A 12,869-nucleotide genomic window follows, 5' to 3' on the forward strand; every position below is an offset into this window, starting at 1 on the left:
GTAAAAGATGATAGTTTTTATTGCTTAATATGATTATTATCACGACGAATTTTATGCCGTCTCATGCATATATTTGTATCTACAATATAAACAAATTAAGTTATTCATAGAATAGCATTATGATTCTTGAGCTGTGATTATTTATTGTTCTGATTTTGTAGCTATTTGTTGTGAAAGAGGAATATTTCAATCTTATAAGGGGGTTAAGTAACAATACTTAATGCCTAAACTGTTATATCAAGAATAAAGCAGGTAATATTGCATAATTATTTGTTTTGGTTATTTGAGACCAAAATGAAAAAATAGTTAATGTGTAATGCAAGTAAACGTTGGTGATGGAACATGTTACGATTATCTGAACTCTGCAAAGGTTATCTAGATGGTACTGAGTATCACTCTGTGCTTCAGGGGGCTAATTTATCGCTAAATCCAGGCGAGCAATTAGCACTAATGGGTGAGAGTGGATCTGGAAAAAGTACATTATTAAATTTAATTGCAGGGCTAGATAAGCCTGAGTCGGGTGAAATATGGTTAGGGAAAACAGCAATACATGCAATTTCTGAGCGTGAGCGTACCGCTTTTCGTCGTAAAAATATCGGCTTGGTATTTCAGCAATATAATTTATTACCAACGTTAACGGTGGCAGATAATATTCGTTTTTGCCGTCAGTTAAAAGGCTTAGCTGATGACGACAAACTATGGTTAAAAATCATTTCCGCCCTGGATTTAAGACCATTATTATTACGTTACCCTGAAGAAATTTCAGGGGGCCAACAGCAACGAGCTGCAATTGCTCGTGCCATTTATATGGAACCAACATTGTTACTTGCAGATGAGCCGACTGGCAGTCTAGATGAACGTAATGCCGAAGCAGTAATACGGCTACTTATTTCATTAACCAAACAACTTCACTGTACGTTATTAGTCGTGACCCACAGTGAAAAGGTCGCCGCCCATATGCAGGGATGTATTCGTTTGCAAGGAGGTCAGCTAAATGTTGCGCCCCGTAGCTAATGCTCTTTGGGGGCATTACCGTCGTCATCCTCTGCAAATTGTTTTAGTTTGGCTTGGGTTAACATTAGGTATCGCACTATTAGTGGGTGTGATGGGAGTTAACCAGCAAGCGAAAGAAAGTTACCGTAAAGGTGAGCAACTTTTTTCTAATCCTTTTCCATACCGTATTCGTCATACTCAAACTGGCATGAAGGTCCCGCAAGGCTTTTATATTCAAATGCGCCGTGCAGGGCTTAAAACCTGTGCACCATTAGTTGAGCATCGTATCGTTACCGAGAAACAACGCGATTTTCAATTATTAGGTATTGATCCAGTCGCGATGTTTGGCGCAATAAAAAATACGGTAATTGACGAGAATAAGATCAGATTATTAACGTTAATGCGCCCGCCATATCCGATCATGCTTGGAGAGCAACTAGCCAGTTATATTGGCATCAAAAATGGCGATATGCTGACCCTTGATTCTGGCCGAAAAATTGGGCCGTTGAAAGTGATCAGTGATAGCCGTATGAATGATCCTCGTATGATTGCGGATATTGCACTCTTACGTGAATTACAGCCAAGCTCAGGATTTAACTCGGTTATTTGCGGTGAAATGAGCCGCAAGCAGTTGATGAAATTGACCCATATTTTACCTCCTGGTTTAACATTAGAACGTAAGCACAGCGCTAAATTGGAACCATTAACGAATGCATTTCATTTGAATTTGTTCGCAATGGGCATGCTTGCATTTGTGGTTGGGCTATTTATTTTCTATCAAGCAATGTCGTTATCGTTAGCGCAAAGGCAGCCGCTTGTTGGTATCTTGCGTCAACTTGGTGTAACAGGTACTCAGCTTGCAGGGGCATTAATTGGTGAGTTGTGTCTATGGGTCATACTAGGGCTTATTGGCGGTAATATTATTGGGCTACTATTAGCGCAACAGTTACTGCCGTCAGTTGCTGCGTCATTGAATGATTTGTATAACGCCAATGTCAGTCTTGAAGTGCATTGGAATTGGCAGTGGGGGGCAGCAAGTTTAGCCATTGCTATTTTTGGTTGTGCTTTTGCGTGTACATGGCCATTAGTACGATTAATTAAATCGCCGCCAGCACGCTTAGCAACCCATTTGTCATTAGTGCGTTTTACTGGCCGAGAGTTTGCGTGGCAAGCGTTGTTTTCTTGCGTGTTTATCCTCGGTGCTTTTGCGGTTTATAAGTTACCACATGGGCAACTTGCAGGGTTTGCGCTAATTGCATTTATTTTGATCGCATCTGGTTTAATGATGCCTTATTTATTGTGGTTACTGTTTCATCTTTTAGGCAACATAAGCCGTAGAGCGCGTATGCGATGGTTTTTCTTCGATGCTGCAGCAAGCTTAAGTTATCGTGGTATTGCTGCGATGGCATTTATGCTAGCACTAGCATCTAATATCGGCATGGAAACCATGGTAGGCAGTTTTAGAAACACCACTGAAAACTGGCTTGAGCAACGTTTAGCCGCTGATATTTATATACGTCCTTCTATGAATATGGCACCACGTATTTCTAAGTGGCTGCAAGAGCAACCAGAGGTTGAGCAAGTATGGTGGAGTTGGCAAAAACAAACGCCTTCAGACAGTGGCACGATTCAAGTGATGAGTATTGGCCAAACGTTAGGTGAGAAAACAGCACTATCACTAAAAGAAGAAAGCCGTAACTATTGGCAAAAACTGCATCATACTCGAGCAGTAATGGTCAGTGAATCTATGGCACTAAAGCACCATTGGAAGACTGGCGATATTATTACGTTACCTGCTCCGATGAACGAAGGTTGGCATGTTGTTGGTATTTATTATGACTATGGTAATCCTTATGGACAGGTGCTTATATCTCAACAAAAATGGCAACGTTTTTGGCCGCACTCAGGACAAGTGGGGTTGGCTATTCATTTAAAAAAAGGCGCTAAGTCAGAGCCTTTATTGGCTCAATTAGGTGAGCAATTTAGGTTACAGCCAGAACGTGTGCGTAATAATGCCGCATTAATGAAACAAGCGATGGCGGTGTTTGATCGTACCTTTGTAGTGACATCAACATTAGGCCACTTAACGTTATTTATTGCCATTTGTGGTTTATTCTTTGCAACGATTGCGGGTGAAATGTCTCGACAACGGCAATTTTCATTATTGCGTTGTATGGGAATGACAGGCTTTGAATTAACGCTACTTGGTGGTGGGCAATTATTGGTTATTGGTTTGATGACTGCATTAATGGCATTACCGTTAGGGTTGCTTTTAGCCCAGTTATTGATTGATGTGGTGTTGAAATATTCATTTGGTTGGACAATGCAAATACAGTATTTCCCGTATGACTATTTGTTGACATTAGGTACTGCTTTGTTGGTGTTATTAGTCGCAGGAGCATGGCCAGTATGGCGTTTAGTCCGTCGTTCTGCGATTTTATCTTTACGAGAGTCATTTTAATGAGCGCTGCAACCCAAGGAACGCGTTGGCATTTATTTTCTGTCGCGATCATATTTATAAGCATAATGTTATTAGGTGGTTGTGATGATCAGCCCGTACGCAGTAACTCCGTAAAGACATTGACTCAATCACAAAACTTTGTGTTTGAACCCGTGGTTAAAGGTGAACCGATTATTTTCCCTCGAGATTATGGCGAACACCCTCAGTACCTTGCCGAATGGTGGTATTTAACCGCAAATCTAAAAACAGAAACAGGCAAAGAAATCTCGGTGCAATGGACGCTATTTCGAATGGCAACCAGTGATGATGAACTGACAGGTTGGAAAACGCCACAGATGTATATGGCGCACGCTGTAATAACCACTAAAAAGAAAATATGGAAAGCAGAAAGATTCGCGCGCGGTGGAATCGGCCAAGCGGGGGTGAGCCTTAAACCGTTTCGTGCTTGGTTAGATAATTGGTCATGGCGAGCACCAACCAGTAATCCTTTTCCGGGGGAGCTTGAATTCTCTGATGATGATATGCTCGCGCGATTAAATATTGAGCAAGATGGGGCGATTATTTTGCAAGGGGATGAAGGCTATAGCCAAAAACATCCGTTACTGGGTATCGCTTCTTATTATTACAGTGTGCCATTTTTGAATATTGATGGTGTTATTGAATTGGATGGCGAGCAATATAAAGTTAATGGCCGTGGTTGGTTTGATCGTGAATGGAGCAGTAGCATGCTCAGTGCCAAGCAACAGGGGTGGGATTGGTTCTCGATTCATCTTGCAGACGGCAGTGCATTAATGGTGTCACAGTTACGTGAAAAAGGTCAAACACCGTATTTTATTGGTTCACGTTCATGGCCCGATGGCACTATGGTTACATTAGATAATAACCAAATACGAATGAAACCAATGCATTTTCGAGACGTTAGTGGTATTTCTTTTCCATTAAGTTGGCTAATCGAAATTCCATCACAAGGATTAAAGCTTCAAACAAGCGTTGTACGACGTGATCAATGGTTACATTTTTTATTCCCGTACTGGGAAGGCCCAATAAACGTGACGGGGTCACAAAAAGGGAAAGGGTTTATGGAACTTACCGGCTATGAAGAACAATAAGGAATATTGTCAATGTTGAATAAACAAAGCCAACACATTAATAATGAAAATAATTTTTTCTATTTAACATTAGCTTTAGTGTTCTTATTGATCAGTGCGTCGTTAGATAAAGAGATCACATCTGGCCTGTTGCAATACATACTTGAAGCTTTTACGTTAATGACTTTTGGCATTTGTTTATTAAGTTTACGCTTTGATAAGAGTTGGTTTAGATTTTTATTATCGTTAGTCGTTGCATGGCTGGTTGCGGTGATTACTCGCGCGGTATTAGGGGTCGAAGAAATAGAAGTCATTATGTTGTCGCTGATGTTTATCTTCTTTTATGGCACATTTCGTTCAATCATGCGACAAATACTATTTACAGGCTCGATTAATACCAACAAAATCATTGGCTCAATGGCATTGTTCTTATTACTTGGGCTTATGTGGGCTATCGGCTATTTAATTTTGATTCATTTTTTGCCTGAATCATTTCATGGTATCAATAAAGGCCCTTGGCATGAAAATTTTGCTGATGCGGCGTATTTTAGTTTTGTAACCTTAACCACATTGGGCTACGGTGACATATTGCCAGTGACGTCAATTGCTAAAGTGTTTGCCTATCTTGAAGCGATTGTTGGTGTGTTTTATATGGCCATCGTGGTCTCAAGTTTAGTCAGCTCAAGCCGTGTGCAGTATTTTAATGATAATACGGACAATTAAACAGCGTTATCAATTAGGCTTATAAGATTATAAAAAAGAGAATAGTCGTTTAGATTATTCTCTTTTTTCATTTAATGCTATGTTGCTAATACTGATTAAACCACGATATATGAAAATAGAATCAATAACTGTTTTACTATTTTAGGTATAGAAGGTGATATGAATCGCTTCTTTAAGAAAGTTTATCAATATATAAATCCCACCGTTAATCCTGATTTGGCGCCTGCGTTTGATGAATGGCAAAAACATATTCCAACGCTATGGTTATTAGGTAAAACAGGTGCAGGTAAATCAACAATTATTCAAACGCTTACCGGTAATAGCTTGGTTGAAATCGGTAATGGTTTTCAACCTTGTACACGTACAGCACATCAGTACCTTTATCCAGTTGAAAGCCCGTTAGTGTGCTTTCTTGATACGCGAGGATTAGGTGAGGCGGACTATGATCCAAGTGAAGATATTGCGATGTGTAGTGGTAAAAGCCATGCATTGATGGTGGTAATGAAAGCAGAAGAGCCAGAGCAATCAGGCCTATTAAATGCTCTGAAACAGATAAAACGCAGCGGTGTCATTAAACACTTACTGGTTATTCATACTGCGGTTAATAGCATTGTTGATAGTCAAGAACGCCAACGGGCAATTGAGTATAACCATCAACGAGTGATGGATATCTGGGGAATAAAGCCTGCTCAATGGCAATCAAAAACAGCCACTATCTATCACCCTATAGTGGTTGATTTTATTCCGGATGATGAACAATTTATCGGCCTTAATGACTTACACCATGCATTAACTGATGCACTACCGATGTTGAGTTTATTATCAAATCAACAAGCGCATGCTAATCGCGAAGAACAAAACTTTTACCAGCTGCGCCAAGAAGTATTGTGGTATGCCGGTGCTGCTGGTGCTAGTGATGCAATTCCTGCGGTGGGGTTATTCAGTGTGCCTGCTATTCAAGGCAAGATGTTGCATAGCCTTGCCAATCAATATGGTGTTAGCTGGAATAAGAAAGACTATGCTGAATTTGTTGGCATGCTTGGTTCTGGTTTTTTATTGCAATATTTATCTAAACTAGGCTTGAATCAATTAGTGAAGTTTATTCCTGCTTATGGTCAAACGGTAGGAAGCGCAACGGCTGCTGCGATGAGTTTTTCATCAACGTATGCGATTGGCAGAGCGGCATGCATGTATTTGTATCATCGTAGTAAAGGTGAACCAATCTCTAAAGATCAAATTAAATTGGCTTATCAACAAGCATTTACAACGGTTAAAAACATAGCAGATCGACAACAAGTTACTCAAGCATCGAAAAGTGGCATCGAAAAGGACGGCCAATGAAACGGATCAGTAAAAGTTATCAGTTAATTAATCAACTTTCAGAAGGGTTTTTGCCGTTAGTGGTGTCGGCTATCTGTTTACCGGTATTGGTATTAGCTGGTTTTGGTGTGGTTGATCTTATTCAACAAGGGCTATGGTGGTTATTCTTTGCCATTATTGCTGGTGGCTGTTTATTGGCATTTGTGCCTTATTGGTGGTTGCGCCGTAAACGTGTTGTTGCTGATGCAGTCATTGATGATATCGCGCCACTGCACGTGGCAGCTAATCCTCAATGGAGTGAGCATGATCATCAGGTGTGGCAACAAATGACAGCTGTGATCGATAAGCAGTTAGCGGAAGATGCTGCATGGGAAAGTTTACAAGCTCATGCTTATGTATTGGTGGCAGATGTTGCAGCACAATACCATCAGCAATCAAACTCACAAAAATTAGCATTTACAGCGCCTGAGTTTTTAATGATGGTTGAAGAGGTAAGTCGGCGTTATCGTTACTTTTTACAGCAACATGTCCCATTTTCTGAGAAGATCACTCTCACAAGCTTGAAACAAGGTTATGCACTTAAAGATAAAATGGGATACGCCAAAAGTGCTTATGACGTTTATCGTTTATTTCGTATAGCGACCCCCACAGGTTGGTTAGCAGAAGTACGAGGATTAGTGGTTGGTAAGTTATTTGACGATGTCAGTGCTGAAGTTCAAGCTAAATTAAAGGCAACATTACTCCAAGAAGTTGCATCGGTTGCGATTGATTTATATAGCGGTCGTTTTAAACTTGATGATGCTGCAGTGCCCCATAGTCAGTTACATGATCAAGATAAACAAGCGGCAGCGATAGCGGTTGAGCCATTGCGCGTGGCTGTTGTGGGTCAAGTGAGTGCGGGTAAATCTTCAGTGATTAATGGTTTATTGGGTGAAATTGCAGCAGAAGTGAGTGCATTACCGTCAACCGATAAAGTCACGACTTATAAATGTGAAGTTGAAGGGCTTGATTTAATCAACCTTATTGATTTGCCGGGAATTGATGGCAGCCTAGAAACCGACAAAAAATTACTTAAACAAATGACCCAAAGTGATGTAGTTATTTGGGTATTAAAAGCAAATCAATCATCACGTCAAGTTGATGTCGCGTTGAAGGGATCATTAGATAATTTTTATAAACAACAGCAAAATCAGCATCGAAAAGCACCTAAAGTGATCATGTTGGTGAACCAAGTCGATAAACTTAAACCGGTTGATGAGTGGCTACCACCTTATGACTTGAATGATCCACAAACCCCCAAAGGACGTATTATTGGTGATGCTGTAAAATATAACCGTGAAATTATGAACGCTGAATATATTTTGCCATTTTCTGTTAGTCGTGATCGTATTCCCTATAATCTTGATAGCTTACAATCACAGCTACAACTGGTTTATCAAGATGGGATTAATACTCAACTTAATCGTCGTCGAGCACAAGGAGAGACGATTGATTATAGTGAACAAGCGAAGCGACTATATCGATTAGGTAAATTAGTGTTTGATGCGGCAACAAAATAACAGTTATTACGAACGATAAAAAATGGCCTTGATAGTAAGCATCTTTAATTATAAGACGTTTATTATAAGGCCATTTTTATTCTGTTTAATGGTTAATTAATTCGTTCAACAGTAAGGGTTAAGGTAGTAAAACCCACGGATCGCCTGCTGTTGGTGTATTACCTTGGCTCCACCATTTTGCTTGGTATATTTTACCTTGGTAGCTAACTTTATCATTAGCGTTATAAACGGCATTAGTTTCCCATGCTGCAACATCTACAGGTAACTCTGGTGCTGGTGTTTCATCGGTTGGTGGTGTTACAGGTGGAGTAACAGTGTTATCTGTTGCTGCTTTAATTAACTTCCAGGGGCCGCCTAAATCAGGCTGATCACTTTGTGTCCACCATTGAGCTTCATAAATTGCACCTTTGTAAGATACTTGCTCACCACCAGTATAGACTTTATTTTGATCCCAACTTGCTACACCATCAACGGGTGGATCGGTTGGATCAGTTGTACCGCCGCCAGTATCTGGATCTAATTTATCGACTACACGAACGGCAGGCCAGTTAGCGTGAGATCCATAGAAGTTAGCGACACACTTTTCATAATCGCCAGCAACCAGTGCAGAATAAGCGGTTTGGAAACCCACTAACTCACATTCAAACGACACACCGCCTGGACGATCTGGATAATATTTCCAGTTTGCATCCCAGTTAGTGTAAAGCACATCGGTCGCACCATTTAGATTTAAACTGCCATAAGGGGTTTGCTGCCAGCAAGTATTGGTTTCATCACTTTTTAATGGAATTTGATAGTTTTCAACTAAGCCTTCCCAATAACGAATACGGTTAACGGGCTGGCCTTTATCTTTATTTTGTTCGCCACATTCAATACCACCATTGATCACGTTAATTGTGGTACCAAATCCATAACCGATACCAGCATCTGTTTCTCGTTGTGAAGGAGTCCAAGTACGATCGATTACATGTAACATGGCTGGTTTAGGGGCTTGAGGTGTTAAAAAGAACCAAATAGCTGAAGCCAGATTGAGCCAAGAATCAGCGACAAGCCCTGGGTTATTGAGCAATACTGTTGCATCGCCGTCAAACATAACTTCAGAAAAAGCGCCGTAGTTAAAGTGGTAGGAAAGTTGTTTTGCACCGCGACCAAAGTAACCTTGCCCCTCAGCACAAGGCCAGCGTTTATTTTGCCAATCGTCTTGACCACAACCTGTGGTGTAACCCGGTTGACCTTCAGACCAACCCATTTCGCGAACATGAACTAATGCTTGTTGCCATTCTTCTAGCCCTAGAGGGTTATCAGAGACGTTTTCAATACTAATATGACCGCCAGTTTCTTGGGCGAAATGGGCGAAAGCAGTAATAATGGATTTTTTACAAATAGCATCAGCATCACGGCCATCAGTGTAATCACCACAGAAAGCGGGGAATTTACCGATGGCACGTAAAAAGCGAGTATAGGTATATTCAGGTGCGGCCATTTGAGTGAGGTAATTCCATTCAGTTTCAGGAAAAACTCGCTCGACGCGTTTGACGTTATCTGGGTTAGTGTTCAATCCTGGTGCAATACTTTCAACAACAGTATTTGATGCTGTTGCTAAGGCTTTCGCCCAAACATCATACATAGGATCTAGGGTTTTTGCGTTTTCTGCTGCTATTATTTCGGAACGTTCAATAACATAACCACCGACATTATCAGGATCTGGTTGAGGGGTCATTGCGTAACAATTAGCAGCAAAAAAGCTACCAATGATGAAAGATAGCGGATGTAATTTAGTCATTGACTCATTCCCTTATCAATAGAACACACAGAAGTTGTTAACAATGTTATCTGTATGTAGCTGATAGGTGCAATCATGCGAGTCTAAAAGCGTGTTATTGCGTTGAAATTTAGCTAGTGCTTAAACATTTTTTGCATTGAAAATGATGTTTACAACTTTATTTATTCATTATTAAGCTAAAAAAGTCCTTATAATCACGAAGGTCATAAGGACTTTTTAATAGCGTTATTTATTTAGCGAACGAGAAAGCGTGCTATTGGTGTTTTACGTAAACCGCGAACAATGAGTGTAGATACAATCAATACGACAGGCACAGCCAAAATACTCGCAATAATTGAATTAATGCCTAATAGCCTAACGATATTTAAATAATAAATCACAATAATAAGATGACAGAGGTAAATACCTAATACATCTTTACTTAATGTGTGGGTGATTTTATTGTCACCAAAGTTTGGTTTAGCCAATAAAACAAAGAAAATACCTAATGCCCATAATGGAGTCCCAAATAGAAAATCATGGAAAAAAGATCCATTTTCTTGTAGGGATAAGTAGTTTGCTTCACCAATAAATAACCCAAATCCAATGACTAACATTATGATGCTGTATTTTAAGCTAAGCCTGATATTACGGCGACGAACCTCAAATCCAAGCATGATCATAAAAGAACTAAAAAATGGCCCGTTACGGGTGAATATCGGCGAGCTTAAATCTGTCATTTGGGAATAACTTCCCGCCATTAAACCAAAGATAAACAATCCGCTCGCCACAGGGATGATTAATCGCTCCAACTTGAAACGTAATAAGATAGTAATAACGGTTAACCCACTGAGTAAACCAGGAATATACCAAAGGTGCACTAATCCCCCTTCAAAGAGGGTATTTAATGGTGTTGTTAATAGCTTTTGCCAATACATGCTACGTTCAGCAAAATAGCCATCGGTCGCTACAATATGAAAGTTAAATGGTAAAATGAGATAAATAATGCTCCATGACACCCACATGATCAGTAACGGGCGAGCATAGCGCCATAAGTAAGGAATGCGCTCAGTTGTTAAACGGGGTTGAATAAAGTAGCCAGCCATAATAAAAAATAGTGGTACAGCAAAACGACTCATCTGGTTAAGACCCATACCTAATAAAGGCTGGCCATTAAAGAGTGGTGCTTGCATAAAAATTTGGCAGTGTAAGGCAATAATAGCGATAGTCGCGATAATTCGACCGCATTCAAAACTGGCAACACGAGATTGAGACATTATTAAAACTCACAAACTATAAGTGGTGTCGAAATTATACGGATTTGAGGATTTTGTAAATTGCATAATGAAAGGGAATAACGTTAATGATCACATAATGACATTATAAATTTCTATTAACAGCAAGTTACACGGCATAAAATGTAAGTAGGCAACAATGTTGTTATATAAAGTTACCTACTGATTTAAATAGTTACAATCCTAATTGGTCAAGTAAATCTTGATTATCATTATTATTGTCGGTGGGTTTATTTGCTGAAGTAGGTTGGTTTTGTTGTTGAGCAACATAAGCCGTTTCAAAAATAGTATCAGGATCTTGTTCATCAACTTCAAAAGCTTCGAGTTGAATAAATTCAGTTTTATCCATTGCAAGTTCAAGATAAAAAATATTGTTGTTAGCTGTTGTAAAACTAACGCGTCGAACTTGTGGACGATCTAGATTAGTATCAACAGACAATATAATTTGTTTGTGTAACGCTAACATTTTAGGCTGGTTTTGAGTAATTGAGATGTTTAATTCTCGGCCAATTTTGCCGGTAAAATCCCCAACAACTTGGTTCATTAACTCTCCTAAAATGTTTGCTACGTCATCTGCTGTATGATGAATAGCAAGGTCTGAATCTGTAAAACCCATGCGTAGCATATAATTTTGATAGAGCTCCATAGCGGCCGTCGCAGAGAAATTGGTAACAACTAAACCAGTAAAGCCACCATCAAATAAAACAAAGCATCCGATATCAGGTTTTAAACTGGTTTTATTAATTTTTTGTACCATCGGCGAATATTTTATTTGACTGTCTGTGGCGCGTGATAATACATCAGCAAGCGAGTGACATAATTTTATTAAAATATCGTCAGTAGTGATTGTATGATTTTTTCTCATATACAGCCCTGTAGAACTTATTTATAACTAATAAGTGAAAAATACAACGGTTAAAAAGCCGATCACCATTCTGCTTTTTATACGCTAGCGATAAAAAGGTAATGAAGGTGTATCGGCTTATAACAACAGGACTTGAATATTTATTTGTTGTTATTTGTTGTTATTTATTGCTGATGTTAAGCAAAGCGCTTGTCTAAATACGCAATAATATCGTTTGATTCATACATCCAAGTGATTTGGTCATTTTCTTCAATGCGTAAACAAGGAACTTTGCGCTTTCCACCTTGCTCTAATAGTTCTTTGTCCCAAGGCGCTACTTTAGCGTCGCGAGTGGCAAGTGGTATATTTAAGCGCTTTGCGTGACGTCGTACTTTTACACAAAAAGGGCAAGTTTCAAATTGATAGAGCTGCATATTGGCGACAGCAGTGTCAACCGCTTGTTGTTTTACCGCATCGCGTTGTATTCCACGCGGTGAAAAAATCGCATTAAGTATAAGGATGATACGACCGACAATCCAACGAAGAGCTTTCATGTTTATTATCCTGTGGCTGATATAAATATGCCCTGATTCTATTATAAAAAAGCGATTGGGTAACTATATAGTCAATGATTATATTTACTTAATGAAAACAAGATGCATTTTATTAAATTATATCAAATTTATAAAATCAATATGGTAAGGTCAAATATAAATTTTATTTTTTTATTTTAAATTTATCTTTTGGAAGTAAGCTCAATATTTAGATGTATGTCACTGAATGCATAATTTATGTTACAGCAGATTGTTGCTTTGCTTTATACT

General features: G+C 39.3%; 10 protein-coding genes. 6 read left to right on the plus strand and 4 right to left on the minus strand.

Annotated features, from left to right (window positions below; genetic code table 11):
* Positions 1-342 precede the first annotated feature (342 nt).
* From G6R09_RS12855 to G6R09_RS12880, 6 genes are all read left to right on the plus strand, one after another.
* Positions 343-1,014 (plus strand): ABC transporter ATP-binding protein, encoded by a 672-nt coding sequence (locus G6R09_RS12855; RefSeq protein WP_065168505.1) that lies wholly within the window; start codon positions 343-345, stop codon positions 1,012-1,014.
* A complete protein-coding gene (locus tag G6R09_RS12860; protein ID WP_163922857.1) occupies positions 995-3,454 on the plus strand; it encodes an ABC transporter permease in 2,460 nt (819 codons plus the stop codon). Before G6R09_RS12855 ends, G6R09_RS12860 begins: the two co-directional genes overlap by 20 nt.
* Positions 3,454-4,563: a lipocalin-like domain-containing protein gene (locus G6R09_RS12865; protein ID WP_082955753.1), complete on the plus strand. Its 1,110-nt coding sequence runs from the start codon at positions 3,454-3,456 to the stop codon at positions 4,561-4,563. The genes G6R09_RS12860 and G6R09_RS12865 overlap by 1 nt, the downstream gene beginning before the upstream one ends.
* Before the next feature lie 12 nt (positions 4,564-4,575).
* Positions 4,576-5,265, plus strand: a complete 690-nt coding sequence (locus G6R09_RS12870) for a potassium channel family protein (RefSeq protein WP_065168503.1) — start codon at positions 4,576-4,578, stop codon at positions 5,263-5,265.
* A 159-nt stretch (positions 5,266-5,424) separates the two neighbouring features.
* The gene (locus G6R09_RS12875) at positions 5,425-6,606 is read left to right on the plus strand and encodes a YcjF family protein (RefSeq protein WP_163922860.1); all 1,182 of its coding nucleotides are present in this window, start codon (positions 5,425-5,427) and stop codon (positions 6,604-6,606) included.
* Positions 6,603-8,144: a GTPase family protein gene (locus G6R09_RS12880; RefSeq protein WP_065176819.1), complete on the plus strand. Its 1,542-nt coding sequence runs from the start codon at positions 6,603-6,605 to the stop codon at positions 8,142-8,144. Before G6R09_RS12875 ends, G6R09_RS12880 begins: the two co-directional genes overlap by 4 nt.
* Before the next feature lie 118 nt (positions 8,145-8,262).
* Here G6R09_RS12880 and G6R09_RS12885 read toward each other — a convergent pair whose 3' ends face one another.
* The 4 genes from G6R09_RS12885 to G6R09_RS12900 all read right to left on the minus strand — a co-directional run bounded on the left by G6R09_RS12885 (position 8,263) and on the right by G6R09_RS12900 (position 12,599).
* Positions 8,263-9,927: a chitinase gene (locus G6R09_RS12885; RefSeq protein ID WP_163922863.1), complete on the minus strand. Its 1,665-nt coding sequence runs from the start codon at positions 9,925-9,927 to the stop codon at positions 8,263-8,265.
* A 233-nt stretch (positions 9,928-10,160) separates the two neighbouring features.
* Positions 10,161-11,183 carry an acyltransferase gene (locus G6R09_RS12890; protein ID WP_082955752.1) on the minus strand — a complete coding sequence of 341 codons (1,023 nt, stop codon included), beginning with the start codon at positions 11,181-11,183 and terminating at the stop codon, positions 10,161-10,163.
* A gap of 193 nt (positions 11,184-11,376) precedes the next feature.
* Entirely contained in the window at positions 11,377-12,066 is a 690-nt protein-coding gene (locus tag G6R09_RS12895; RefSeq protein WP_065176821.1) for a DUF3334 family protein, read from the minus strand.
* A gap of 176 nt (positions 12,067-12,242) precedes the next feature.
* The gene (locus G6R09_RS12900) at positions 12,243-12,599 is read right to left on the minus strand and encodes a glutathione S-transferase N-terminal domain-containing protein (protein WP_163922866.1); all 357 of its coding nucleotides are present in this window, start codon (positions 12,597-12,599) and stop codon (positions 12,243-12,245) included.
* Between the last annotated feature and the right edge of the window lie 270 nt (positions 12,600-12,869).

This window comes from Photobacterium sp. Alg240-V54 (genome assembly GCF_900537155.1).
Classification (GTDB): domain Bacteria; phylum Pseudomonadota; class Gammaproteobacteria; order Enterobacterales; family Vibrionaceae; genus Photobacterium.